This window comes from Pseudomonas sp. LBUM1662 (assembly GCF_059695915.1).
In genome coordinates this window covers 756,543-783,195 of record NZ_CP166793.1, presented here as the reverse complement: position 1 = coordinate 783,195, position 26,653 = coordinate 756,543, and the positions used below count along the sequence as shown (strand labels likewise).

The window sequence follows — 26,653 nt, the reverse complement described above, 5'->3', positions numbered from 1 at the left end:
CTGCCAATAATCCGCGAGTCATCTGCACTGCGTGGGCCTACAAGAAAAATCTGGAGCGCGGATGAACATCAAACAGAAGTTGACCTGGGCGTTTGCAATCATCGCCTGCCTGCCCGTGGTGCTGGTCGCCACCCTCGTTGTGCTGAACTTGCGCAGTGACGCCAAGGAGAATTTCGTCGACGGCAGTGGCCGCGAAATTCGTCAGGTCAGCAACGCCATGCAACTGTTCTTCGACGGTATCAGCCAGAACGTCGATTACCTGGCCAAACAACCGCTCATCAAGGACTCCGACGACAGCCTCAAGACCTACATGAGCGCCAACGCCGAGAGCATTCCCCAGGGCGAGATGGACAAAAAAGTCTTCAGCCTCCTGCAGGACCTGGGTAACAGCCATCCGTCCTACGCCTATGCCATCCTCGGCACTGCGGCCGGCGGTTATGTGTCCTGGCCGGACGATGCCAAGCTGAGCAATTACGACCCGCGCCAGCGTCCCTGGTACAAGGCGGCCCAGGCCAAACCGGGCAAACCATTTCGCACCGAGGCCTATTACTGGGCCCAGGACGACGCGACCTACGTCAGCACCGTGCGCACCATCGACAACAAATTGGGCACCAACGGCGGCGTGGTCAGTATCGACGTGACGCTCAAGCAGCTCACCGAAATCGTCAAACAGATCAAGCTCGGTGAAACCGGCTACCTGATGTTGCTGGAGAACACCGGCACCATTTTGGTCGATCCGAAGCAACCGGAACACAACTTCAAGGCTTTGAGCAGCCTCGGCGAGGGTTACGCGCAACTGGCCAAGGCCGGCAAAGGCCTGGTGGAAGTTGAGTTGAACGGCGAACGCTACATGGCCAACGTCTGGCCGTCGGAGCAACTGGGCTGGACCTTTGTCGGCCTGATCAAGCAAAACGACGTGATGAGTTCCGCGACCCAACTGACCTGGCTGATCGCAATTATCGCCGCCGTGCTGGCGGTGGTCTTCGCCGTTCTCGGCGCCAGTTTCGCCAGTGTCATCGTGCGGCCGATCCGCAGCGTGGCCAGCGGTCTGGAAGGCATCGCCCAGGGTGAAGGCGACTTGACCAAGAACCTGGAAATCCGTGGCAGCGACGAAACCGCGCAGTTGGCCAATTGGTTCAACCAGTTCCTGACGGCGATTCGCAACCTGATCCAAAGCATCGGCGGCGCCGCGACCAAGATTCTCGCCACCTCCAAGAGCTCGACCCAAGTCTCCAGCGACATGGCAGAAGCCGCCGGGCGCCAGCGTGAAGCGGTGGACATGGTGTCCACGGCGTTCCACGAAATGGTCGCCACCGCCAACGAAGTCGCGCGCTCTTGCAGCCAGGCGGCGGAATCCGCCGACAGTGGCCAGCGCCAGGCGCGTCAAGGCCAGCAACAAATTGATGCAGCCGTGACCAGCGTTGATCGCCTGAGCCAGGAAATCGAACAGTCGGCCCAGTCGATGCAACAGCTTGAACGCGACAGCAACGACATTCAGTCGATCCTCGGGACGATCCGCTCGATTGCCGAGCAGACCAACCTGCTGGCACTGAACGCCGCCATTGAAGCGGCCCGGGCCGGTGAGCAAGGTCGTGGCTTTGCAGTGGTGGCGGATGAAGTCCGGGCGCTGGCCAAACGCACCGCCGATTCCACCGCGGAAATCGATGGGTTGCTGGGCAACCTGGCCAAGCGCACCAGCCAAGTGACTCAGCAGATGCATGCGAGCCTGGAAGTGTCGCAACAGTCGGTGACCCGTATCGGCGAAGCGCGCAGCAGTTTCGGGCTGATTCGCGAGTCGGTGGATGTGATTCGCGACATGAACACGCAGATCGCCACGGCAGCGGAAGAACAGCATCAGGTGGCCGAAGACATCAATCGGCACATCAGCCAGATCCATGGCGATGCGCAACTGGTGGCAGAACTGGCGAACTCGGCGCGACTGGATTCGCAGAGCCTGGCCGGGTTGTCGAATGAACTGGATGGGCTGGTCCGCCGCTTCAGGACCTGATCCAGAATCGGTGGCCGCTTCGCGGCCATTCGCGGGCAAGCCTCGCTTCTACAGGTTTCGAGTCATACCTGATCTTGGTACTGACGCGATCCTTGTAGGAGCGAGGCTTGCCCGCGAAGGGGCCTTCACTGCCGAAACAACTCTCCAGGCGTAAACCCGAATAACCCCTTGAACGCCGCAATAAACGCCGACGTCGAGTCATACCCGCAAGACAGCGCCGCATTCGTCACGCTGTCGCCCTCCTCCAGCAAACTCAACGACGACAGCAAGCGCATTCGCTGTCGCCAGCCGCGAAAACTCAATCCGGTCTCGCGCTGAAACAAGCGCATCAGCGTTTTCTCCGATGTCCCCAGGCGTTGCGCCCATTCCTGCAACGTCACGTTGTGCTCCGGGCTTTCGATCAGCTCATTGCACAACCCGAGCAACCGTTCATGGCGCGGCAATGGCAGGGAAAACCCCACCTCCGGCAGATTCGCCAACTGATCCAGCAGCACATTCACCAGCCGCGCGGCCTGAGTGTCGCCCTGTGGATATTCCACCGGCAGCAGGCAAAAACTCTTGATCAGCTCTCGGGCCAGCGGCGTGACTTCCAGCACCCGGCAACGCCCGTCGGCCCATTCGCAATCCTCACGACGCACGTAGAGGCTACGCATCTCGGCGCGCATCGAGGTCACCACCTGATGCTCAAGATCCGCCGGAATCCAGATTCCCCACTGCGGCGGCGCAAAGAAGCTGCCCTCCGCAGTGTGCACACCGAGAACGCCGCTGATGGCGTAGGAAAACTGCACCCAGTCGTGGCGATGAGGCGGCGTCCACGACCCGGCATTCAGACTTTCCGCCCGCGCGAACAGCGGACGCGGCAGCGCTTTGAGTGAAGGAATCGCTCGCTCGAGGGAAAGTTGTCCGTTATTCGGCATTGATTGGCCTTATGTCGCAAGACGGCAGATAAGGCCGACGTTAGGCTAAGTCATCAATTCTTACAAATGTATTCGGTGCCGGTTATGCATGCCTTCAAACACCTCAAACGCGTGGTCACCGACTGGTTCTTGTGCGGCATGCTGATCGCCACGCTGCTGTCGTATTTCTTTCCGGTGTTCGGCGCCACGGGCGGCGGGATGCACGCCGAATACGTGATCAACATCGGCGTGTTCCTCGTGTTCTTCCTCCACGGCGTCAACCTGTCCAGCGAGCAAATCAGCCATGGCCTGAAAAACTGGAAACTGCACGTGATGGTTCAGGGTTTTACCTTCGCGGTGTTCCCGCTGATCTGGTGGCTGAGCGACAGACTGCTGGGCTCGCACGTTCCGTCGCTGCTGATGCTCGGCTTCTTCTACCTCTGCGCCCTGCCCTCGACCATTTCGTCTTCCGTGGCCCTGACCGGCAGCGCGGGCGGCAACGTGCCGGCGGCGATTCTCAACGCGAGTCTGTCCAGCGTGCTGGGGATTTTCCTGACGCCGTTGCTGGTAAGCCTGGTGGTGGGCAGCGGTGCCGGCGGCATCGATCTGGGCTCAACCCTGCTCGACCTCTGCGCCATGTTGCTGTTGCCGCTGGTGCTCGGCCAATTGCTGCGACCTCTGTTCGGCAAATTCTTCGCCCGCCACAAGCGCTACACCAACGTCGTCGACAAACTGGTGATTCTGCTGTTGGTGTACTCGGCGTTCTGTAATTCGATGGTCTCGGGGATGTGGCAAAAACAGGGCAACAGCGTGATTCTCAGCGCGCTGATCGGCAGCGCGATCCTGCTGGCGGTCATCCTGTGGATGACCACCCGCACCGCCCGCGCCTTGAAATTCAGCCCGGCCGATGAGATCGCGGCGGTGTTCTGCGCCAGCAAAAAATCCCTGGCCGCCGGTGCGCCGATGGCCGCGTTGATCTTCGGCGCCAACCCGGGCCTTGGCTTGATTCTGTTGCCGATCATGATTTATCACCCGTTGCAGCTGATCGTCTGCTCGGTGATGGCCGAGAGTTACGCCAACCGCCACCGCGAACGCATCGCGCAGCAGAACGCCGAACTAATCAGCGCTCGATAATCGCCGTCACGCCCTGGCCGCCAGCGGCGCAGATCGAGATCAAGCCTCGGCCCTTGCCCGCCGCATCGAGCAACTTCGCCAGGTTGGCAACGATGCGCCCGCCGGTCGCGGCAAACGGATGTCCCGCCGCCAGTGAGCTCCCTTTGACGTTGAGGCGGCTGCGGTCGATGGAACCCAGCGGCGCGTCGAGACCGAGGCGGGTTTTGCAATACTCCGGGTCTTCCCAGGCCTTCAATGTGCAGAGCACCTGCGCGGCAAACGCTTCGTGAATTTCGTAGTAGTCGAAGTCCTGCAAGGTCAGGCCGTTACGCGCCAGCAAACGTGGCACCGCGTAGACCGGCGCCATCAACAGCCCTTCGGCACCGTTGACGAAATCCACCGCCGCGGCCTCGCCGTCACGCAAATACGCGAGGATCGGCAAGCCACGTTCCTTCGCCCATTCTTCACTGCCCAGCAGCACCAGCGACGCGCCATCGGTGAGCGGCGTGGAGTTGCCCGCCGTCAGCGTGCCCTTGGCGCTTTTCTCGAAGGCAGGTTTCAGCGAAGCGAGTTTTTCCAGAGTCAGGTCCGGGCGCAGGTTGTTGTCGCGGGTCAGGCCGAGGAACGGCGTCATCAGATCGTTGTGCCAACCTTCGGTGTACGAGGCCGCGAGTTTTTGATGACTCTCCAGCGCCAATTGATCCTGTTCTTCGCGGGGGATGTTCCAGGTCTGGGCCATCAATTCGCAGTGTTGGCCCATGGACAACCCAGTGCGCGGCTCACCGTTGCGCGGGAACTCCGGGATCAAGTCCCGGGGACGCAGCTGCAGAAACGTTTTCAGTTTGTCGCCGGTGGTCTTGGCTCGATTGGCTTGAAGCAGCACCCGGCGCAAACCTTCACTGACGCTGATCGGCGCATCCGAGGTGGTATCGACGCCACCGGCAATGCCGCAATCGATCTGTCCCAGGGCAATCTTGTTCGCGACCAGCAACGCCGCTTCAAGCCCCGTGCCGCACGCCTGCTGGATGTCATAGGCCGGCGTGTAAGGGGACAACCGTGAACCGAGCACACACTCGCGCGTCAGGTTCATGTCTCGGGACAGCTTGAGCACCGCCCCCGCGACCACTTCGCCGATGCGCAGGCCATGCAGGTTGTAGCGTTCGATCAAGCCTTCGAGCGCTGCGGTGAGCATCGCCTGGTTACTGGCGGTGGCGTACGGCCCGTTGGAGCGGGCGAAGGGAATACGGTTACCGCCGATAATCGCGACGCGGCGCAGCTGAGTCATGAAAAGCTCCTGTCAAAAAATCCAATGTAAACACCAGCCCTGTAGGAGCGAAGCTTGCTCGCGAACGCGCTGGGACATTCAATATCTCCTCTGAATGAAACATCGCCTTCGCGAGCAAGCTTCGCTCCTACACTGTTCAAGCGTAGGCCTAATCTCGTGGATCGAACGACTGATTGCCATTCGTGGTCCACACTTTGAACCCCAGCTGCCGGAGTGCGTTCCATGTCTGACCGTTATATCGACTTCGCCAATTCCTCCATCGGCCATCGTCTGGTCGGGGCCATGGGGCTGCCGTCGCCGGTACGCCTGGAGCGTTGGCAAGCAGGCCGGCTGCGGCCTGTCGAAGGGGCGCTGTTGATTGGCGGCGGCCCGCTGGCGGAGAAAGTCAGCGCCTTCGCCAACCGCCTGACCGACGCGATCTACAGCTACGGCGCCGACCCGACCCTGGCCACCGCGTGGATTCCCGGCCACGGCCCCAAGCTCAAAGCCGTGGTGTTTGACGCCAGCGACCTGGTGCAGACCGATCAGCTCAAACAGCTGCGCGAGTTCTTCCAGCCGCTGATAAAAAACCTCGATCACAGCGCGCACCTGGTGATTCTGGGGCGTGCGCCAGAGACGTTGACCGACCCGTTCGCCGCCAGCGCCCAACGTGCGGTGGAAGGTTTCAGCCGCTCCCTGGCCAAGGAATTGCGCAGCGGCGGCACCTTGCAACTGATCTATGTCGGTGAAGGCGCCGAGGATCAACTCGAAGGGCCGCTGCGGTTTTTCCTCTCGCCCAAAAGTGCGTTCGTGTCCGGGCAGGTGGTTCGCTTGAAGGCCTGCGCTACGCAGGTGTCGGACTGGACTCGCCCACTGGCCGGGCGCAAGGCGCTGGTCACGGGTGCCGCGCGCGGCATCGGCGCCTCCATCGCCGAAACCCTGGCCCGTGACGGCGCCGAGGTGATTCTGCTCGACGTTCCGCCAGCGAAAACCGATCTCGATGCACTCGCCGCACGCCTCGGCGGGCGCAGCATCACCCTGGACATTTGTGCCGAAGACGCCGCCGCGCAGTTGATCGAACTGCTGCCCGACGGCGTCGACATCGTGGTTCACAACGCCGGCATCACCCGCGACAAAACCCTGGCCAACATGACCCCGGAATTCTGGGACGCGGTACTCGCGGTCAACCTCAACGCGCCGCAAGTACTGACCAAGGCCCTGCTCGACAGCGGCACCTTGCATGACAACGGCCGGGTGATTCTGTTGGCGTCCATCAGCGGCATCGCCGGCAATCGCGGGCAGACCAATTACGCCGCGAGCAAGGCCGGGCTGATCGGCCTGGCCCAGGCCTGGGCGCCGCTGCTCGATCAACGCGGCATCAGCATCAACGCCGTGGCCCCGGGATTCATCGAAACCCAGATGACCGCGCACCTGCCATTCGGCATCCGCGAGGCCGGGCGACGCATGAGTTCATTGGGCCAGGGCGGCCTGCCACAAGACGTTGCCGAAGCGGTCGCGTGGCTCGCTCAACCGGGGACCGGCGCGTTCACCGGGCAAGCATTGCGAGTCTGCGGACAAAGCGTCTTGGGGGCATAACGATGATGACCGACTGGCACACCCTCAACCGCGAACCGAGCCTGACGGGGCTGTACGTGAAGGCGGCAACGCGGCGCAAAATCACCGGCACCACGCTGCCCGATACGGGGTTGCGCTGCTGGGTCGAGGTCGATCCGCAACGCCTGGCGGCGTATCGCAAGGTCTGCGGTTTTGCCGACAACGGTTTGCTGCCGCCGACGTATCCACACATCCTGGCGTTTGCCTTGCAGATGCAATTGCTCACGGCCAAGGACTTTCCGTTCCCGCTGCTGGGGCTGATTCACCTGAGCAATCGTATCCGCGTCTTGCGCCCCATGGGCGGCGTGAACCGCGTGCGGGTCAGTGTGCAGGTGCAGAACCTGCAACCCCACGCAAAGGGTGCGACGTTCGATCTGGTGACGTCACTCGACGACCAGTTGGGGCCGCTGTGGGAGGCTGAAAGCCAGATGCTGTGCCGCGGGGTCAAGCTGGAAGGCGAGCCTGTCGAGGAAGTGTTGGCATCGACAACGGCACTGACCGAAGTGGCTCGCTGGGAAGCGCCGAACGACATTGGCCGGCAGTACGCGAAAGTGTCCGGGGACTACAACCCGATTCACCTGAGTGCGGCGAGCGCCAAGCTGTTTGGTTTTCCCACGGCTATTGCTCATGGATTGTGGAACAAAGCCCGGACATTGGCGGCATTGAGTGAGCATCTGCCCACGGCGAATGTCGAGATTGCGGTGCAGTTCAGGAAACCGGTGCGGTTGCCGAGTGAGGTGACGTTGCTGGCGAGTGCGGCAGGGTCAAGCGGGGATTTTCAGTTGGTGGGTGCGGGGGATCTGGAGCATATGGTCGGGCATTGGCGGCCGATTGCCTGATTGCTCATTGGTGTCTGTCAGATCGCCATCGCGAGCAGGCTCTCCCACATGTTGATATTTGGCGATCACATATTTTGTGTTCGCTGGAGATCCAATGTGGGAGCGAGCTTGCTCGCGATGGCGGCGCTTCAGGCACCACCGATCGAGATCAGAACGCGTACCGCACCTTCGCCGTAAACGTATCGGCATTGAAGTCACTGCCGGTCACGTAGTTATAAGAACCACCCACACTCCAGGCGCCAACGCGGTAGTTGGCACCGAGGCCCACTTCATAGCTGTCACGCACTGGTGTCGTGCCACGCGTGGTGAACGAATCGCCACCCAGCACGAACGCCGAGGTGGCGGCGGTCTTGTCGCCGATGAAGTCGTGCCAGGCCATGACCTTCGCTTCAGGCTCAAGACTGCCAGCGCCGACACCAAACGCCGCGGCCAGCCGCGCACCGACGCCCATCTCGCCTACTTCATATCGTTGACTGCCGACATTCAACGACGCCGAACTGCCCTTCTCACGATAAGCATCCATGCCTACGTTGGCGTAGCGCGCGCCGATCTGCGGCTCCAGCAGAAGACTGTGATTGAGGCGAAAGCTGTAACCGGCCAGCGCACTCACGCCAAAAATGTCGCTGTCGTAGTCGCCCTTGGCGCGTGTGCCAGCGATGTAGCGCTTGGACTCGTTGTCGTTCCAGCCGTACATCAACGATGAGTCCACGAACCAATTGTCGTGGGTCCAGTTGCCGTACAACGTCAGCGCGTGACCGGTTACGTCGGTTTTGCTGCCGGCGTCGGATTTGACGTCGGTCGCGAGGTAGCTGTATGCCAGGCCGACGGCGGTGTCGGCATTCAACTGGCCGTCGGCACCTACGGCAATACCGTGGCTGTCTGCGTCATAACCATCGACTCCACGGCGGGCGTCCTGGTCAGCGTTGCTGGTGAGCGCTTGCAGCCACACACCTTTTTCAGTGGTTGAGTTCAGCGTGCGCGCCCGACTCGAACGATCGTTGATCGCGCCCAACACCAGCGTCTGACTGTTGGTGGCGGCGTGCAGCACACCACGGCTCTCGTCGGGGCTGAGTTTTTCGGCAAGTTTTGCCAGTTCAGCATCGGTGCTGGCATTGGCGAACGCCTGGAACACCGGGTCCTTTTCGTCGAGCCCGGGCATGACCGCCGAAGAAAAGCGCCCGACTGCCGTGGCAGCGTTGCGGGTGCCGCCGGCAACCAGGGTGTTTTGCGCAAGCACCTCTTCCGACTTGGCGCTGACCAGCGCCTTCACATCGTTTCCTTCGACCCCGAAGCTTTTGACGTCCAGCAAGGCTGAGGTAGAAGAAATGCTCAGGTTCTCGCCACCAATCAGTTCCCCCGAGCTGATCAGGGTGTAGCGATTACCGCCCGCGGTCGTGCGGAAATCGCTGGAACGTGCCTGTAGTTCAAGACGTGCGCCAGCGCCGATTTCCGTCGTACCCGTAACCTTCAGCACCGGTTGATTGAGGTCGGTATCGTTACCCAGGAACAACCCCAGCACTGAGTTGGAATCCTGCATGTCCAGATCACCGATAATCGTAGTGTGCGGGCGCAACAGCGTCAGTTTCCCGTACTGCACATCCACATAACCGGACTGGATCGTCGTACCGTCAAAGGTCACGTCATTATCGATGAACACCCCGGAAAGCCCCATCAGGTTCCCTTTGACATCACCGCCATTCCAGTAGAAATAGCTGAAGCCATCGTCGACCTGAATGGCCGCCGTACCGCCTTCTATCAGCCCCTGGCTTTGATAAATATTGAACGAGCCCTGACCCGCAGGTTGATGGCTGACATGAATACCAATGGATTGGCCGGAGATCGTGCCCGAGTTCCACACGTCGTAGCGGTTGGTCCCCGGAGAGATAACCCCGTAGAAACTCAACGCTTCGGCATTGTTCCCGGTGGCGCGAATACTGCCGCTGTTATTGACGGTGCCGCGCAGGTTCGCGCGGTCTATCAGCACAGCCACTGCGTCATCACCGCTGACTCCGATGGTCCCTTGGTTGTCGACACCCGCCAGCGCCGTGTGCGAAAGCAAGATGCCGGAAGCCTCCGTACCGCTGACTGAAATCTCGCCGCGGTTGATCAGGCTGCCGGTGATCTGGCTACCAATGTCGTACAAGCCCCTGAAGAGATTGCCACCCGCTGCGCCGTTGATTTTGATTGAACCGTCATTGACCAGATTGCCGCCAATGACCGATGCACTACCAATATCTGGCCCCACCACAATCCCGATACCCGACGTGGCGCCATCAATGCTGATCGAGCTTTTATTGATCAGGTCATTTTGCGTGGTCAGACCGTTCAGGCGCACAGCAAAAGTCAGACCCGGGGAAGCAACGGTCACGACATTGGTACTGCCGGAAAACGTCAGGGTTTGCCAGTTATCCTGAAGTGTTGAATACGGTCCATTGCCCACGTTGTAGTCGAGACTCGCGGCAGCAACAGCAGAGACATGAGAAGCGGCAGCAACAGTCAGCGCCAGCAGCGAGCGGCGCAGGCAAGAAGTGTTCAATCGAGAATCCCTTCCGAAACGTAAATGTCCCGGCAGGGTTCACAGTTTCAATGAGGCATCCCTACCGGCCCGTCAGCAGGCTGCTTGTTCGGGCGCGGCAAATGTACACGAGCCATCATTTCGACACTACACAAATGTAAAAGTGATGGCATCCATTTATAAAGCGGCGCAAGTGGGGGAGAAAAAGCAACGCTCCCACAGGGGTTTTGGGGGTGTTTAGTGCGGTGGATAGTTGGCGAGGATTCGCCCTACGGTTTCACGTATCGCCGTGCTGCGATCCGACGGGTTCGTCGTGCGGCTGAGCATTTGCTCATCGCTGCCACGCCACACCAGTTTGCCGTCCTTGCCATCGAGCAGGTCGATCTGGATGGTCGCCACCTTGTAGGTCACGTTGCGGGTTTCGTTGTACATCGGCCCGCCCCAGTAACCGTTCCATGGATTACCCCAACCGCCGCCATAGTTGGTGGTTACCTGTTGCTGGCGTTCTTCAACGATCAGGTAAGTCTGGACGTTCAAATTACCCTTGCTGCCGGCAGCAGCCGGGCGCAGGCCACGCTGATCCAGTTGATCGGCCACCGATTGGCGGATGCGCTGCTCGGTCAGGTCGCTCTTGATCCGTGGGTCATCGGGGCGATATTGCAGGGCGGGTTCTTTCCAGGTCCAGCTGCGATAAGCGGCGAAGTCGCGGCTGGCATCGAAGTCATTATTGACCTGGTTGGCGGCGCAGGCACTGAGTAGCGCGGCCACAGCCAGTAAAGCGAAACGGCGGATCATGAGGGTTCTCCGGTTGAAGACATGAACCTGTGAAAGGCCTCCAAACAACAGAAGCTAACTGGGAGGATACGCCGACATGGCCTTTTCTACAGCCTCCCTTATCGCGTCGGCACGCTCACTCTGGCTGCCCCGATTGCCGGTTTCGGCGCTGGCGCTCCACACTGCTTGGCCGCTCTGAGCGTCGAACAAATCCACCCGCACCACCACGACCTGTTCCTGATACGTGCGCACGATCGGCACCGTGTTATACATGCCATAGCCGTTGCCGTAGCGGTTGTAACCACCGCCGTAATAACCACCGCCGTAATAGCCATAGTCGTCCTGAACCTGACGCAAACGGGTTTCCAGATGCAGATCGGCGCTGACAAACAGGTCAGCCGGGCGGTTGTTATCGTGCAGCGGGCGCAGACCGCGCTGATCGAGGGCGTTGCTGACCGCTTCGGCGACCTGGGCCGAGTCCGCCCAGGCGCTGCCCGGTGGCAGTTCACCGTTGAGCCAGGCCCAGCTGCGGTAACGCCCGTAGTCACGCGGCGGTGCGGGGTAGGCGCTGCGGTCGAAGGTGTTGGCCGCCTGAGGCGGTGCCGGCGGCAAGGGGTTGGAGGTCGCCACATAAGGGTTGCTGCCCTGGCAGGCCGCCAACCCGAGACAGATCACCAGTAACCCTGAACGACTTTTCATGTTGCGCTCCGATCAAACCGGCCGACAGATCCAGTGCAAATAACGCCCAAGCCCGGCAAAGCTTGGGTGACGGCGGTGGGCCAGCTCCATTTCGAGCAAGTCCACGAGTTCGGCGCGGGCCTGGAATTCCACTGGCATGTAGTCGTGAAAAACCCGCACCCCGCTCTGGGTTTCGACCTGCCACAGGCCCTCAAGTTGCGCCGCCAGTTCACGCGGATCCAGTGGCTGCTGCGGGGTCAGGCTCTGCTTCTCGCCGGCCATGTCGTTCTTGCGCATCTTGCGAAAGTGGCCCTTGAGCAGGTTGCGATAAATCAGCGCATCGCGGTTGTAGAAGGCCAGCGACAGCCAGCCGTCCTGCTTGGTCAACTGATGCAGCACCGGCAGAATCGCGTGAGGTTCGGCGAGCCATTCCAGCACGGCGTGGCACAGCACCAGGTCGTAGGGCTCGGTGAGCTGACCGAGCAAATCCTGCCATGGTGCCTGGATAAACGTAGCGCTCTGCCCGGCGTCGGCGAAGCGCTGGCGGGCGCCTTCGAGCATCGGTTCGGCGGGTTCGGCCAGCGTGACGTCATGACCGCGCTGGGCCAGCCACAACGACATGTGGCCCAGGCCCGCGCCGATATCCAATACGCGCAGCGGCCGGTCCGGCAGGGTTTCGGCCAGGTCGGCCTGAAGCACCGCGAGACGTATCGCACCTTTGGCACCGCCGTAGATTTTTTCGGCAAACCGGGTCGCCAGTTGATCGAAATGACGATCGCTCATCAGCTGAACCTCTTTTCACTGTCGGCGAGCTTGCTGCGCACCACTTCATTCATGTCCAGGCCCAACTCGCCGCAGAGCAGTAACAGGTAGAGGACGATGTCGCCGATTTCCTGCCCGGCGTGGGCGAGCTTGTCCGCCGGCAACTGGCGCGACTGGTCTTCGGTCAGCCACTGGAAAATCTCCACCAGCTCGGACATTTCCACGCTCGCGGCCATGGCCAAGTTTTTCGGGCTGTGAAATTGCTGCCAGTCGTTGCGGTCACGGATGGCGTGCAGGCGTTCGGTCAGTTCAACAAGGTTCATCGGGCTCTCCTGAAGGCGTATAGCTTCGGGGGGATGGCCGGGGATGGCAAGTGGCAGCGTTAGCGTGAAGGTACTGTTCTTTGTGGGAGTGGGCTTGCTCGCGAATGCGGACTGAAATCGACATCAGTGTTGGCTGATACACCGCCTTCGCGAGCAAGCCCGCTCCCACAGGGTCTATGCAACCCACTATGCTTGTGGGGAACTCGGCAGCGCAATCCATGGCCCAAGGCTCAAGTCCGGCAAGCACGCCACCACTGACATCAGGACGTTCACGACATGCAGGTAGAAAGTTTTTTCGAATGGCTCGGCCAGGCACTCGGCTCGGTTATCCGCTTTATCGTTGACGGCCTCAGCGGCTTGTTCAACCTGTTGAGCCATGCCGGCAGCAATTTTGTCGAAGGCTTGTCCCGTGCATTGGGGATGGATACGTCGATCATCAGCATCATCGCGCTGATTTTGGGGTTGATGCTGTTGTGGTCGGCGATCCGGGCGTTCATGAATGCATCGATCATCATGGGGATTATCTGGTTGCTGCTGGGGCTGTGGTTGCTGAGCTGGATCATCCACTGACACCACCAACCACCTGTGGGAGCGGCGGTGCGACGATTCGACTTGCTCGCGAAAGCGGAGTGTCAGGCGAAATCAGTTTCGACTGAAAGGCCGCCTTCGCGAGCAAGTCCGCTCCCACAATGGATCGCTGCAGATTCCGAATGTATCGCTACAATGCCCGCTCCCCCAAGGAGCCTGCATGTCCAACCTGATTGCCGACTGGCGCGACCGCCCTACCCATCGCCGGGTCTGGGCGCTGGCGGCGCCGATGATTCTTTCGAACATTTCCGTTCCGCTGGTGGCACTGGTCGACAGTACCGTCATCGGCCACCTGCCCCACGCCCATCAGTTGGGCGCCGTCGCGGTCGGGGCCAGCCTGTACACCTTTCTGGCCTGGGGCATGGGCTTTCTGCGCATGGGCACGACCGGTTTCGCGGCTCAGGCTGCCGGGCGCGGGGATGGCGCGGCGTTGCGGCAGATTTTGTTGCAGGGCTTGTTGCTGGCGATGGGGCTGGCGATTGTTCTGGGAGCACTAGGCGTTCCGTTGAGCGGCGTCGCGTTGCACTTCATGCAACCCTCGGCCGAGCTCGACCAACTCACCCGCGAATTTTTCCACACCCGGCTATTCGGCTTGCCAGCGGCGCTGGCCAGTTATGCGCTGGTCGGCTGGTTCCTTGGCACCCAGAACGCCCGGGCACCGCTGGCGATCCTGCTGAGCACCAACCTGGTGAACATCGCGCTGAACCTGTGGTTCGTCCTCGGTCTGGATTGGGGCGTGGTCGGTGCAGCCCGAGCGTCGGTGATCGCCGAATGGACCGGCGCCCTGATCGGCCTGTTCATGACCCGCAAAGCCCTGCGCGCCTATCCCGGCCACATCGCCTGGGCAGCGCTGGCGCTATGGCAGAGCTGGCGACCATTGCTGGCCGTCAACCGCGACATTTTCATCCGCAGCCTGGCGCTGCAATCGGTGTTTTTCCTGATCACCGTTCAAGGCGCGCGGCTCGGTGATGCCACCGTCGCCGCGAACGCCCTGCTGCTCAACGGCTTGCTGCTGACCGCTCACGCGCTGGATGGCCTGGCCCACGCCGTGGAAGCCCTGTGCGGGCATGCCATCGGCGCGCGTGATCGAGAGGCGCTGCGTCGCTCATTGGTGGTCGCCTGCGGCTGGTCGTTGCTGGCGAGCCTGGGCTTTGCCGTGCTGTTCGTCTTCGCCGGGCATTTGTTCATCGAGATGCAGACCGACATCCAGAGCGTGCGCGACACCGCGTTCATCTACCTGCCCTACCTCGCCGCGCTGCCGCTGATTGCCGTCTGGAGTTACCTGCTCGACGGGCTGTTCATCGGCGCCACCCGTGCCCGGGAAATGCGTAACGGCATGCTGCTGACGGTCATTCTGCTGCTGCCGTTCGCCTGGGCACTGCAAGGTTTGGGCAACCATGGGCTGTGGATAACTTTCTTGTTGTTCATGTTGTTGCGCAGCCTCACCCTCGGCGCTTTCGCCTGGTACTTGCGCCAGAACGACGGCTGGTTCGCGGGCAAGGTTCACTGAGTCGGCGTGGCTCTGATGAAGGCGGTAACCTCATCCAGCACCGGCGCCAGACCACGCATGGGCCGAGACAGCGTCGCCACCAGCGTGGCGTGTCCGGTGCGAGCAAAATAGAAGTCCTGAACCGGCACTCCGGCCTGGCGTAACTTGCGCGCCAGGCCACCGGTGTTACGCGTCGGGTTGACCAGATCGTCGTCGCGCGAAGCCATCAACAAGGCCGGCGGCGCGCCTCGACTGACGTGATTGATCGGTTGCGACTGGGGCGGAGAATCCGGCCAGAAAAATACTGGCCGAATGTCCGGATTCTGGATGGGCAGAAAATCATAAGGCCCGGCCAGACCGATCCAGCCACGCAGATCGTGCGGCGACATCCCCACGGCACCCAGCAAACCAGGGTCCAACGCCAGCATGGCAACGTTATAAGCCCCGGAGCTATGGCCCATCAGGTAGAGCCGCTGCGGGTCACCGGAAAACCGGCGGATGTGTTCGTGAGTCCAGGCCACGGCCTTGGCGCCATCCTCCAGGAACAAGGGGTAGCGCACCTGCGGATAGAGCCGATAATCCGCCAGCACCGCCACCACTCCTCGCGACGCCAACGCCTCGCCGACAAAAGCGTAATCACTGCGTGAACCGCTGTTCCAGCTGCCGCCGTAGAAAAACACCACCACCGGAGCGTTCTCCAGAGGATGACGCGGCACATAGACATCGAGTTTCTGTCGCGGATCATCGCCATAGGCAATCCCCTCGGTCTTGTCGAACGTGCTGTCGGGGGTCAGGGCATTGAGCATTTTCAGTGGTGAGCACGCCGTCATCACGGCCAGCAAACAAATGCCCAGGCCCAGGCTGAACAGCCCGCGGATTTTACGCGCCATCAATGTCGAACCTCGTGTTCAGGGTTGATCGTTCTGCCATAGATTGCGCAGGCTATCGAGACGTTCCTGCTGAGTGATGCCCGGTAATGGCTGCAGGGGCAAAGCGTGGGGATACTGCAAGCGTAGCCATAACCAGCCATCGAGCACCGGGCGCTCGCTGAAACCCAACGTCAGCCCTTCCTGCACATGTGCCCACAGACGGGTGTAGTCGGTCCCGGTGGATCGGCTCCAATGCCAGGCGTGCTGTTCAAGGAGGCAGGTTTGCAAGGTGTCCCGCTGACGAGGCGTGAGGTTTTCTTCGATGGCCAACGGGCTGACGGCAAGCCCCGGATTGAACAACTGCTGCCAGCCCTGGCTGCCGATTGCCCGGTCGGCCCAGGTGCCGCCGAACCAGCGCAACTGACTGATCGGCCCCAGCCAGCGGCTCAGTTCCTGGGCATCGCAGGCATCGAAAAAGTAACTGGCGGTGTGGGGGTTGTAGTAACTCAACAACGCGCGATGATGCAGGCCAAAGGTGACCGTGAGCATGCGTCGCAAATGCTCAAGCAACTGCGACGGCGACGCTGCACTGACCAGTAACAAACCGCTCCAGAGGTGTGGTTCGCGCTGGCACAAATCGGCCAGCACCGGGCAGCCCTTAAGCTCGACCAACACAGGTCCGTGTTCGCGTAACGGCTGCAATTCTGTGCCGTCAAACAGCCAGAACCGTCGGGCCAGCGCAAACTGCTCACGCAGCATCGCACCGGCCCGGGGCGCTCCCGGTACGTCGAGCAACAGCCATTGCGCGGTCGCGTCCGGCGCCTGGGCGACGATCATGCCGCACCGCTCTGGCCAAGCTGCGTCGCTGCCCGGCAGGTGCAGAAGGCTTGTGCGCAATGGCTGAAACTGCCCCCACCGGGCATCAGACACAGCAACACGACCGGTTCACTGGATTGCAATAAGCGAATCAATCCGTCGACGTTAGCGTTGTCATCTGTGGCCACGGTGGGTGGAGGTTCGGGCGAGACCGACGTTTGGATGCCGGGTTGTCCGGGAAGAAACCCGGTGATTAACGGTTGATCCGGATCCCCTTCGATAAAGCTCACCAGCACCTGCGCGCCTTCACTCAACGGCATGACGTGCGCATCGCCCAACTCCGGCGCCATCGGCAGCCAGCAGTGGCTGGGCGCAGCGCCTTCGCCCTGATAGACCCAGTCAAATTGCACCGCAACGGGCCTGGATGAATCGGGTTGCGCCTCATCGACGTCAACCACCCAGGCCCGCTGCACGCTGTGCATCCGGGGGGGCGTGACCGAATGCGGCGCCGCGAGCGGTAACGCCCCGGCAACAGCGCGGATCTGGTTGCCATAAGCAATCCCCTGCGTCTGCCCTCCCTGATGCTCGACATGGGTCAGCAACCAGAGACGATTCCACTCGGCGCACGGATGGCCGGACAGTAAAACGCGCTGGCCGCTGCGCAGGGTCATCAGGTTCGTCCGACCTTCGCCTGCCTGCGTGTTGCCTTGAACCTTGAACTGCTGCACGCCGGGCTGTTCGGTGTCGGGATCAAAAACCATCTCGGCTTCCCGCTGAAATTGCCCCGGCCCATCACCAAAGACCAGACAGTGCCCGCGCCTGCGATGCTCGAAGTGGTAATGAAGCCGTTCCTGAGCGCACAGACGCTGGAGAAACTGCAGATCCGATTCCCGGTACTGCGTGCAGAACTCACGCGGTGAATAATCGCCGCTCAAGTCAAAGCGCCGATCCTTGCCGGCAATACCATGCTCCTTGAGTACCTGGGCGAGGATCTCGGGCACAGAACGATTGCTGAAAATACGCTGGCTGAAACGCTGGGCCAGGCAGGCCAGCTTCGGTCTCAGACGCACACGACAAAGCCTGGGCGCACCACCATGGCCAGTCTGGACGAGTTCATGCAACTGCCCGTGAAAACCGGTCCCCGGTGGCCCGAGATGCAAAAAAGCCGGACGGTACAGCAGGCTTGCCAGGTCCAGTGTCGGGTCATCAATCAGCAGATCCACATCGAATACGAAGGGTTCACTGATCGCTTCATTGCCGGTAAAGGCCAAGACCTCAACGGGGTCGGGCAGACCCTCTACATCCAGACGAAATGACGGCTCGTTGACTGGATCGAACATCGGCGATTCTCTACAGGAGGGGCGGCCGGGGATTCTCTCCGAGAGAGTTGGCCGAGTAGAGTGCCGAAGTACAACTTAGGAAATGACCTACGCGAAAAGAGGACCACATCGCTTGGATAGCTGGGGATGTGAGTCATTTCGCTTTAAATCAGAGGAGCGTCCCACCAGGTCATCTGAAATTTCCCGCAGCGTGCGGAATATTTTCAGACAACCTGCTGAGAGCGGTGCCTTACCTCAAGAAGACAGGTAAGACGAACGGGTCAGGCCCAGGCGCAGCGCGTCGAGGAACTGGGTGCGTTCGGCGGCGGTGATGCGCGCACTGGCGCACTTGTCGCGGTAGTGGGTCATCAGCTCTTCCGGCGACAAGTGCACGTAACGCAGCATGTCTTCGATGGTGTCGTGGGTTTCGATACCGGCGTGGTACACGCTGCCGTCAGCATTCTGGTAGATGTTCACCGAGTCGGTGTCACCAAACAGGTTGTGCATGTCACCGAGGATTTCCTGATAGGCGCCGACCAGGAAGATACCCAGCAGGTAGTCCTCGCCTTCGTTCAAACCGTGAACCGGCAGACTGGTTTCGATGCTCTGCTCGTCGACGTATTGCTTGATCTTGCCGTCGGAGTCGCAGGTCAGATCCTGCAGCACGGCGCGGCGCAGCGGCTCTTCGTCGAGACGGTGCAGCGGCAGGATCGGCAGGACCTGGCCGATGGCCCAGGTGTCCGGCAGGCTCTGGAACACCGAGAAGTTGCAGATGTACTTGTCGGCCAGCTTGTCGTTGAGTTCGTCGAGCACCTGACGGTGCGAACGCTGACGCGCCTTCAACGAGTTATGCAGGCGACGGCACACCGCGAAGTAGCATTGCTCGGCCAGGGCTTTTTCCGCCAGGGTCAGCTTGCCATCGGCGTACTGGGTGGCCACGTCGCTCATGTAGTGCGTGGCGCGCCAGTAGGTTTCGGTGACCATCTCAATGTCGGTCGGGCCCAGCAGGTCAACCAGCCACTGCACGGTTTCCGGCAGCTCTTCCTTGTTCTCGATCTTCGGCACGTCGTCGTTGTGTTTCTCGACGTCGGTCACTTGCACCACCAGCATGGCGTGGTGAGCGGTCAGCGAGCGGCCGCTTTCGGAGAAGATGTTCGGGTGCGGCAGGCTCTGCGCGTCGCAGAATTCCTTGAGCATCCCGACCACGACACCGGCGTAATCGTCCATGTCGTAGTTGATCGAACTGGCGTTGCGCGAGTGCGTACCGTCGTAGTCGACACCCAGACCGCCACCCACGTCGATGTGGTCAACCGGCAGGCCGAGGTTACGCAGTTCGCCGTAGTAACGAATCGCTTCCTTGAAGCCGTGCTGGTAGTCCGCCAGGTTGGCGATCTGCGAGCCCATGTGGAAGTGCAGCAGGCGAATGCCCTGATCCAGGCCCGCCGCGCGGAAACGCTCGACCACCGACAGCAGCTGCGCCGCCGACAGACCGAATTTGGATTTCTCGCCGCCGGTGTCCGCCCACTTGGACGAAGCCAGGGACGACAGACGCACGCGCAGGCCGACTTGAGGCTTGACCTTCAGCGAGGCGGCTTCTTCGATCACCAGTTCAACTTCGGATTCTTTCTCGATCACGATGAACACGTTGTGGCCAAGCTTCTGACCCATCAGCGCCAGACGGATGAACTCGCGATCCTTGTAACCGTTGCAGACGATGGTGCCGCCCTTTGGCGCCAGCGCCAATACGGCAAGCAACTCGGGCTTGGAACCGGCTTCCAGGCCGATGGAAACGTCCTGGGTGGCGATGATGTTTTCGATCACCGCTTCTTGCTGGTTCACCTTGATCGGGTACAGCGCGGTGTACTTGCTCTGGTATTCCAGGCGCTCGATATTGGAATCGAAGGCGCCGGTCAGCTGACGGACACGGTCTTGCAGAATGTCAGGGAAACGCACCAGCAACGGCAAGGACAGGCCGCTTTTGCGCAACTGGTCGACTTGCTCGAAGAGGTCGATAGGCGAACTGGTCGGACCGTTCGGACGAACTTCGACGCGACCGGCGTCATTGATCGCGAAATACCCGGCCCCCCAATGGCGAATCCCGTAAACACTGCGGCTGTCCGCAACTGTCCATTGGCTGCCATCGTCTTTGCGTGTGCGTCGTACGGACATTGAAGTCCCCTATAAAGAAGTCATAGAGCGTCGCCTGGGTTCAGGCCGGCGCAGTCTAAAGAATGAAAATGACGATTAGCCTGCATGCAAGGGCCATAGACCTCACATTCAGCGCTGAGTTTAGAAACCGGTCAGAACAGGCTCTGTGAAAACCATGTAGACGACGCCAGGCCAGAGTTTAATCAGGACCGGATCAAGCCGAGGGGTGGTTTTCACAGAGGCTGCTAGCCGCCGGACTTCTTCGCTTTGAAACCCAGCTTGATCAGTTCGGCCAAGAGTAGCTCGACATGATCGCCCTGGATTTCGATGATTCCGTCTTTCAACGCTCCCCCGGTCCCACAGCGTTTCTTCAACGTAGTGGCCAGGTCCTTGAGCGCTTCTTCCGCCAACGGTACGCCGGTGATGGTGGTCACCGTCTTGCCGCCACGCCCCTTGCTTTCACGACGCACGCGAGCGATGCCGTCACCGGCCGGGATCAGGGTTTGTTTGCAGATACAGGCGTCCACCGGCTTACTGCATTCCGGGCAATGACGACCTGCGTCGGTGGAAAATACCAGGCCACCAAGGGCGGCGAAGGATGCGGCTTTTTTGGCCACCGGCAATCCTCTTGGGAGGACAAAGACTGGCCGCGGCACTTGGGCAAGTGCCATCGACCGCGAAGCCCCACTCAGGCAGGGGCAGCGCTACTGAAAACGTACAACACTGTGTATGCGTGTAGGAGCTGTCGAGTGCAACGAGGCTGCGATCTTTTGATTTTGATTCAACGGTAAAATCAAAAGATCGCAGCCTCGTTGCACTCGACAGCTCCTACAAGGTCGCGCAGTGTAACGGCAAAAAGCCGACTTGCTAAGAGCCAATCGGCGCCAATTTATGCCTCTTTTGCGACGTCATCCCCGCGAGCCCGAAGATAGCGCTTCAACGCGGCCAGAGAGTCCGGGCAATAAGGCTTTTGCTGGATTTCCAGCAGGACTTGATCAACGGGGATGAAGCGCGCTTCAAGGACTTCTTCCGGCTGCAGGATCAAGGGGCCGTCCCACACCGCCGAGAACGCCGAACACCAGAGACGATTGCCGGTGTCCTCGAAGAAGAAATGATCATGGGCGATCAGTTCCACGCCGCTCACACCCAGCTCTTCTTCCAGTTCACGCGCAGCCGATTCGGCGTACGTCTCGGTGGCGAGCACCATGCCGCCTGCCGCCACGTCCCAGTAACCGGGGTAAATGGCTTTGCTCAAGGTTCGACGGTGAACGCACAGTTCACCGGCCGAATTGAACAGCATGATGTAGGTGCCGCGCCCGATCAGCCCGCGCTCGCGCAGGTCGGAACGGACCAGGGCGCCGAGCAGGTTGTCCTGCTCGTCGACCCAGGCAATCTGTTCGGCATCCGAGGCCGCGCGATGCGCAGCCTCTTTGGCGGTATCGACCATGACTCAGCCCTGATTGAGCAATTGACGCAGATCGATCACTGCGGCGTTGGCCCGGGAGATGTAGTTGGCCATGACCAGCGAGTGGTTGGCCAGCACGCCGAAGCCGCTGCCGTTGAGGATCATCGGGCTCCACACCGGCTCTTGCGACGCTTCCAGTTCACGAATGATCTGACGCACGCTGACCGTGGCGTTCTTCTTGGCCAACACATCGGCGAAGTCGACTTCGATGGCGCGCAACAGGTGGGACAAGGCCCAGGCCTGGCCGCGGGCTTCGTAGAACACGTTGTCGATCTGCATCCACGGGGTCTCGACGATTTCTTCATCGACCTGTGGCACCTGCCCCGGAGCCAGGACTTCGGTTTTCAGCGCGGTGTTGAGTTTGACCCGGCCAACGCTGGCCGACAGCCGTTGCGACAGCGAACCCAGACGGGTGCCGACATCGCCCAGCCAGTTGTTCAAGTTGTCGGCGCGGGCATAGAACAGCGCGCTTTTCTGACTCGGATCGGACAGGCGTGCCTGATAACGGCTCAGGGAATTGATGCCTTCCTGGTATTCGGACTCACTGGAAGGCAGCACCCAGCTTTTGTTGTCGAAGTTGAAACGCGGCTCGGCCTTGGCCAGGTCAGCGTCTTCGGTGGACTGCGACTGGGAGCGGGCGAAGTCTTTGCGCATGGCACGACTCAGGTCGCGAACCTGAACCAGCACGCCATATTCCCAGCTCGGCGTGTTGTCCATCCACAGGCCCGGCGGGAAACGGTCGTTGGAAATATAACCACCGGGCTTGCTCAGCAACGTACCGGCCACGGTCTTGAGGGTTTCCACCGTGGTGTAGCCGACGACCATCTGCTTGCCTTCTTTCTCGGCCGCCGCCTGGGCATTTTGTTGAACCGGGAACAGCGCAGGCTCCTGGCTCCAATACCAACCCAGCCCAATCGCGACCAGCAGGTACAGGCCAATCAGCGTGGCCAGCGCCCGGCTGAACAACAGGCCGCCGACGTAACTGCGGGTGGCCGATTTCGGTTCAGCGGCACGTTCAGGCGCGCTGCCCGCGCGATTCTTCCAGTCCAGCATGGCGATATCCTTTCAATCACTTGAGTTCATCGGTTCGACCACAACCCTACGCCATCGTGCCTCGTTTGCCGCGCATTAAATCCTGCGCGAAACAGAGGGACTTACAATGGCCGCGATCAGGGGCCACTATAAATGAAGCACAGCGGCGAGCCTATGCGACCAACCAGTCAGAAACTGAATGAGGCCGCTTTGCAGATTATTGACACACGACGCTCATGGGATTGAAAAGAGGTGCTAGCATAGAGCCACCAGTCGATCTCAGCATGCACCCTAACTAGTAGTCAGGATATGACCGAGCCAGAAGACCCCAGCCGTGAGCGCCTCAAGCACCACTTTGCCCAGCGGGTAATTCATCAGGCACGTCAGATTCTTGAGATATGGCAGCGCCTGCAACGCAGCGAGTGGTCCACCACCGATTTATCGGACCTGAGCGAGGCCAACCTGCGCCTGCTGCGCTTTGCCGAACGTTTCGAACAGCCGGAACACACTCAACTGGCGCGCCACATCGGCCTGTCGCTGGAGGCTGTCGACGCCAATCGCGGACGCCTGAGCAGCGGCCTGATCACCGACCTCAATCGCTTGATGCAGCGCCTGTCGCGCACCGGCCTGCGCCACGGCGATCAGCTCGAACAAACCTTCCTGCCACCTTTGCGCAAGCCGATCTACGTGATGCTGCAGGATCACGACCGCGCCGAACGCCTGGCCAAGCAGCTGGAATTTTTCGGGCTCAGCGCCCAATCCCTGGACAGCGTTGCCGCGTTTCGTTCCTCGATGGTCGAGCGCCTGCCCGCGGCGATCGTCATGGACGTTGACTTCAGTGGCACCGGCATCGGCTTGAAACTGGCTGCCGAGGCCCAGGTCGGACTGGACGAGCCGTTACCGCTGCTGTTCTTCAGCTTGCTTGAAACCGACACCCCGACCCGCCTCGCCGCCGTGCGCGCCGGTGGCCAGGAATTCCTCACCGGCACCCTCGAAGCCTCGAGCCTGCTGGAGAAGATCGAAGTCCTGACCTGCGTCGCCCAGTACGAACCTTATAAAGTGCTGATCATCGACGACTCACGCGCCCAGGCCTTGCACACCGAGCGTCTGCTGAACAGCGCCGGGATCGTCACGCGCACCTTGATCGACCCGATCCAGGCCATGGCCGAACTGGCGGACTTTCAGCCGGACCTGATCATCCTCGACATGTACATGCCGACCTGCACCGGCACGGAACTGGCCAAGGTGATCCGGCACAACGACCGTTACGTCAGCGTGCCGATCATTTACCTGTCGGCCGAAGATGACCTCGACAAGCAACTCGACGCCATGAGCGAAGGCGGCGACGATTTCCTGACCAAGCCGATCAAGCCGCGACACCTGATTACCACCGTGCGCAACCGCGCGGCGCGGGCGCGCAATCTGAAAGCGCGGATGGTCCGCGACAGCCTGACCGGGCTGTACAACCACACCCATATCCTGCAATTGCTCGAAGACTGCAGCTTCCGCGCCCGCCGTGAGAGCAAGCCGCTGAGTTTTGCGATGCTCGACATCGACCACTTCAAACGGGTCAACGACAGCCACGGCCACCCGATGGGCGACCGCGTCATCAAGAGCCTGGCGCTGTTCCTCAAGCAGCGGTTGCGCAAGACCGATTTCATCGGCCGCTACGGCGGTGAAGAATTCGCCATCGTCATGCCGGACACCGATCTCGAAGCGGCCCACAAAGTGCTCGATGAAATCCGTCAGCGGTTTGCCGAAATCCACTATCCCGCCCAGCCACAAGATTTGTGGTGCACCTTCAGCGCCGGGGTGGTGGAGCTGTGCGAACACTCCGACAGCCTGATGATGGCCAGCCAGGCCGACGAAGCGCTGTACCGCGCCAAGGACGGCGGACGCAACCGCGTGCAGGCCGCACGGACGTCAAAGCAAAGTGCCACTTTTTCATCGGAATGGACCCATTCGGTCATAACCCTGTAACAGAAACGCAATAACTTCAGGCGCTTACCATTCTGCCGTTGGTAGACCCGCGATGCGCCTGAAGCTGCTGACCAATCTCAATACCCTCCTTTTAGTCGCCGTGTGCGTGGCCCTTGGCGCGACGCTCTGGTGGTCGCAAAAAGCCCTCGAACGCCCTTATCTGCTGATGGAGCGTTACCTGGGACTGTCCCAGCAATTTCAGAATGAAGTGGCGCGCAACGTCGAGGATTACCTCGCCAGCGGCGATGCCCTGCGCTTGAGCAGCGCCAGCCAGGCCATCGACGGCCTGCAAAAGGAACTCGGTGAGTTGCCGCCGGCCCTGGCTGACACCTTGCGCCCGAGCCTGTCGAACCTCGATGAATTCAGCAAAACCGACCTGCTGGCCGCTGGCAAACTCGCCGGGGATCCTCAAGCGTTGCTGCTGCAAGCCGAACGCGAACTCGGCGCCAGCCTCGACCAACTCAGCCAATACGCCAGCGGCAACGCGGCGTACCTTGCGCCCTTGCTCGCCGCGTCCCAGCACCTGGGCAAACTGTCGTTGGCCCGGGACAAACTGGTCAGCAGCGGCCGCAGTGAGCTGGCTGCCGATGTCGAGCGCGAAGTCGCCAGCATCCGCACGCAGGCTGAGCTGATCGGCGCCTTGCCACTGCTCGGCGTGGCCGCCAGCAGCGAATCCGGGACCGATGACTTCGCGGCGATGATGGGGCTCGAAAACACCGAAAAAGCCGTCGCCGAAGATGCCGGCGTCGGCCTCAAGCGGGAACTCAACAGCCTGCTGACACGCTACCCCGCCGAGCTGGCGCGCACTCGCGATCAGATCCAGAAACGCACCGACCTCAGCACCGCGACACACCTGAAAATCGCTGACGTGCAGCAGGCCATTGCCGGACTGGAGCCGGTGGTCCGCGCCCAGCACGGACAGATCCAGGGCGAAGTGCGCTTGATGCAAGGCGTGATGATCGGCCTGATCCTTCTGATCGCGCTGCTGATCGACACCTTGCAACGCAAACTCGCCCGGACGCTGACCAACCTCGCCCCGGCCCTGTCGACCTGGGCCGAAGGCGACTTCAGCCAGGACATTCAATTGGGCAAAACAAACCGCGAACTGCACGACATTGAAGCGTCGCTCAATCGCTTGCGCGCGTATCTGGTGGACCTGGTGGGGACGATTCGCCTCAATGCCGAGCAGGTCGCCGGCAGCAGCCGCACCCTGGCCGAACTGAGCAACGACTTGCACAGCGGCGCCGAACACCAGGCCGGCGATACGGCGCTGATCCGTGATTCGCTCGGCGAACTGGAGGCGACGATTCAACAGGTTGCCGGTGATGCCAGCCAGGCCGCCGATGCCAGTCGGCATGCCGGACTGGCGGTCGAGCATGGCCAGAAAGTCATCGGCCTGAGCCTCACCGGCCTCCACGCGCTGGTCGGTGAAGTGCAAGGCAATGCGCAGATGATCGAGCACCTGGCTGAAGAATCCGCGACCATCGGCGGCGTGCTGACGGTGATCCGCTCGATTGCCGACCAGACCAACCTGCTGGCCCTGAACGCCGCCATCGAGGCCGCCCGCGCCGGAGAGATGGGCCGCGGTTTTGCGGTGGTCGCGGAAGAGGTTCGCTCACTGGCACAACGCACGGCCGGGGCTACGGCGGAGATCCAGACCTTGATTGCCGGCCTGCAAACCGCCGCGCGGCAATCGGTGGAAGGCATGCGCGCCCAGGTCGAACACGCCGAAGCCACGGCCAATCAGGCTCAGGCTGCCGACGGTGCTTTGGATAAAATCGTCGGGGCAATCCAGACCATTTCCGACACTGCCGTGCGCATTGCCGATGTCACGGCGCAGCAGAGTGGTGCCGTCAGTGAGATCCGCGATCACAGCGAGCGGATTCACCAATTGGGTGGGGATAACTTGCTGCGCATCGGCGAGGGACGCGTGCAGGGAGAAAACTTGTTGGTGTTGGGCGGACGCTTGCATACCGCCGTCCAAGCGTTCCGCGTCTGACCCACCGCCATGCCCCCGTAGGAGCGAGGCTTGCCCGCGAACCATACGATGCGGTCATTCAGGCAAACCGCGTAATCGTTCTTCGCGGGCAAGCCTCGCTCCTACAGGGGCGGGGCAATCCGTGCGACTGTCCGCTATCATGCCCCCAATTCCGATACGCGA

The 26,653-nt window shown here is 61.1% G+C and carries 22 protein-coding genes and 1 pseudogene; 9 read left to right on the top strand and 14 right to left on the bottom strand.

Features of this window, described 5'->3' with window-relative positions; all coding sequences use genetic code 11:
• Positions 1-61: 61 nt before the first annotated feature.
• Together ACA049_RS03350 and ACA049_RS03345 are read left to right on the top strand one after the other, a co-directional pair.
• Positions 62-1,150, top strand: a pseudogene (locus tag ACA049_RS03350) (HAMP domain-containing protein); the annotation flags it as partial.
• A gap of 90 nt (positions 1,151-1,240) precedes the next feature.
• Positions 1,241-2,008, top strand: coding sequence for a methyl-accepting chemotaxis protein (locus ACA049_RS03345; protein ID WP_370655161.1), 768 nt, complete (start codon positions 1,241-1,243; stop codon positions 2,006-2,008).
• Between the two features lie 125 nt (positions 2,009-2,133).
• Here ACA049_RS03345 and ACA049_RS03340 read toward each other — a convergent pair whose 3' ends face one another.
• On the bottom strand, positions 2,134-2,925 hold the full coding sequence (locus ACA049_RS03340) for an AraC family transcriptional regulator (RefSeq protein WP_497333117.1): 792 nt from the start codon (positions 2,923-2,925) through the stop codon (positions 2,134-2,136).
• A gap of 84 nt (positions 2,926-3,009) precedes the next feature.
• On the opposite strand from ACA049_RS03340, the gene ACA049_RS03335 reads away from it, so the two are divergent.
• Positions 3,010-4,038, top strand: coding sequence for a bile acid:sodium symporter family protein (locus ACA049_RS03335; RefSeq protein ID WP_497333115.1), 1,029 nt, complete (start codon positions 3,010-3,012; stop codon positions 4,036-4,038).
• On the opposite strand, the gene ACA049_RS03330 is transcribed toward ACA049_RS03335, so the two are convergent.
• Positions 4,025-5,302 (bottom strand): acetyl-CoA C-acetyltransferase, encoded by a 1,278-nt coding sequence (locus ACA049_RS03330; protein WP_497333113.1) that lies wholly within the window; start codon positions 5,300-5,302, stop codon positions 4,025-4,027. The two genes, ACA049_RS03335 and ACA049_RS03330, sit on opposite strands and share 14 nt — an antisense overlap.
• 222 nt (positions 5,303-5,524) lie before the next feature.
• On the opposite strand from ACA049_RS03330, the gene ACA049_RS03325 reads away from it, so the two are divergent.
• Complete coding sequence (locus ACA049_RS03325) at positions 5,525-6,877, top strand: 3-oxoacyl-ACP reductase (protein WP_497333111.1); 1,353 nt, start codon at positions 5,525-5,527, stop codon at positions 6,875-6,877.
• 2 nt (positions 6,878-6,879) lie between these two features.
• Positions 6,880-7,734 carry a MaoC family dehydratase gene (locus ACA049_RS03320; RefSeq protein WP_497333109.1) on the top strand — a complete coding sequence of 285 codons (855 nt, stop codon included), beginning with the start codon at positions 6,880-6,882 and terminating at the stop codon, positions 7,732-7,734.
• 148 nt (positions 7,735-7,882) lie between these two features.
• On the opposite strand, the gene ACA049_RS03315 is transcribed toward ACA049_RS03320, so the two are convergent.
• From ACA049_RS03315 to ACA049_RS03295, 5 genes are all read right to left on the bottom strand, one after another.
• Entirely contained in the window at positions 7,883-10,270 is a 2,388-nt protein-coding gene (locus ACA049_RS03315) for an autotransporter family protein (RefSeq protein WP_497333107.1), read from the bottom strand.
• Between the two features lie 216 nt (positions 10,271-10,486).
• A complete protein-coding gene (locus tag ACA049_RS03310) occupies positions 10,487-11,044 on the bottom strand; it encodes a DUF4136 domain-containing protein (protein WP_497297255.1) in 558 nt (185 codons plus the stop codon).
• Positions 11,045-11,098: 54 nt separating this feature from the next.
• Positions 11,099-11,722: a DUF4136 domain-containing protein gene (locus tag ACA049_RS03305; RefSeq protein WP_497333105.1), complete on the bottom strand. Its 624-nt coding sequence runs from the start codon at positions 11,720-11,722 to the stop codon at positions 11,099-11,101.
• A gap of 12 nt (positions 11,723-11,734) precedes the next feature.
• Positions 11,735-12,484 carry a methyltransferase domain-containing protein gene (locus ACA049_RS03300; RefSeq protein ID WP_497333103.1) on the bottom strand — a complete coding sequence of 250 codons (750 nt, stop codon included), beginning with the start codon at positions 12,482-12,484 and terminating at the stop codon, positions 11,735-11,737.
• Positions 12,484-12,786, bottom strand: coding sequence for a MazG-like family protein (locus ACA049_RS03295; protein ID WP_462028729.1), 303 nt, complete (start codon positions 12,784-12,786; stop codon positions 12,484-12,486). Before ACA049_RS03295 ends, ACA049_RS03300 begins: the two co-directional genes overlap by 1 nt.
• A 276-nt stretch (positions 12,787-13,062) precedes the next feature.
• Here ACA049_RS03295 and ACA049_RS03290 point away from each other — a divergent pair, with 276 nt between their 5' ends.
• Positions 13,063-13,356, top strand: a complete 294-nt coding sequence (locus ACA049_RS03290) for a hypothetical protein (RefSeq protein ID WP_109627794.1) — start codon at positions 13,063-13,065, stop codon at positions 13,354-13,356.
• Positions 13,357-13,534: 178 nt separating this feature from the next.
• The gene (locus tag ACA049_RS03285) at positions 13,535-14,884 is read left to right on the top strand and encodes an MATE family efflux transporter (RefSeq protein WP_497333101.1); all 1,350 of its coding nucleotides are present in this window, start codon (positions 13,535-13,537) and stop codon (positions 14,882-14,884) included.
• On the opposite strand, the gene ACA049_RS03280 is transcribed toward ACA049_RS03285, so the two are convergent.
• The 7 genes from ACA049_RS03280 to ACA049_RS03250 form a co-directional block, all read right to left on the bottom strand.
• The gene (locus ACA049_RS03280) at positions 14,878-15,753 is read right to left on the bottom strand and encodes an alpha/beta hydrolase (RefSeq protein WP_497333099.1); all 876 of its coding nucleotides are present in this window, start codon (positions 15,751-15,753) and stop codon (positions 14,878-14,880) included. The two genes, ACA049_RS03285 and ACA049_RS03280, sit on opposite strands and share 7 nt — an antisense overlap.
• A gap of 18 nt (positions 15,754-15,771) precedes the next feature.
• Positions 15,772-16,569 (bottom strand): DUF4123 domain-containing protein, encoded by a 798-nt coding sequence (locus tag ACA049_RS03275; protein WP_497333097.1) that lies wholly within the window; start codon positions 16,567-16,569, stop codon positions 15,772-15,774.
• Positions 16,566-17,888 (bottom strand): contractile injection system protein, VgrG/Pvc8 family, encoded by a 1,323-nt coding sequence (locus ACA049_RS03270; RefSeq protein ID WP_497333095.1) that lies wholly within the window; start codon positions 17,886-17,888, stop codon positions 16,566-16,568. The genes ACA049_RS03275 and ACA049_RS03270 overlap by 4 nt, the downstream gene beginning before the upstream one ends.
• 234 nt (positions 17,889-18,122) lie before the next feature.
• Positions 18,123-20,036, bottom strand: a complete 1,914-nt coding sequence (gene speA, locus ACA049_RS03265) for an arginine decarboxylase (RefSeq protein WP_109627790.1) — start codon at positions 20,034-20,036, stop codon at positions 18,123-18,125.
• A 224-nt stretch (positions 20,037-20,260) separates the two neighbouring features.
• Complete coding sequence (locus ACA049_RS03260; RefSeq protein WP_497333093.1) at positions 20,261-20,632, bottom strand: translation initiation factor Sui1; 372 nt, start codon at positions 20,630-20,632, stop codon at positions 20,261-20,263.
• 272 nt (positions 20,633-20,904) lie between these two features.
• On the bottom strand, positions 20,905-21,462 hold the full coding sequence (locus ACA049_RS03255) for an NUDIX hydrolase (RefSeq protein WP_497333091.1): 558 nt from the start codon (positions 21,460-21,462) through the stop codon (positions 20,905-20,907).
• A 3-nt stretch (positions 21,463-21,465) separates the two neighbouring features.
• Complete coding sequence (locus ACA049_RS03250) at positions 21,466-22,533, bottom strand: DUF2333 family protein (protein ID WP_497333089.1); 1,068 nt, start codon at positions 22,531-22,533, stop codon at positions 21,466-21,468.
• Positions 22,534-22,821: 288 nt separating this feature from the next.
• Between ACA049_RS03250 and gcbA the strand changes: the two genes are divergently transcribed.
• Positions 22,822-24,492 (top strand): diguanylate cyclase GcbA, encoded by a 1,671-nt coding sequence (gene gcbA, locus ACA049_RS03245; protein ID WP_497333087.1) that lies wholly within the window; start codon positions 22,822-22,824, stop codon positions 24,490-24,492.
• Positions 24,493-24,544: 52 nt separating this feature from the next.
• Positions 24,545-26,491: a methyl-accepting chemotaxis protein gene (locus ACA049_RS03240; protein WP_497333085.1), complete on the top strand. Its 1,947-nt coding sequence runs from the start codon at positions 24,545-24,547 to the stop codon at positions 26,489-26,491.
• Positions 26,492-26,653: the final 162 nt, after the last annotated feature.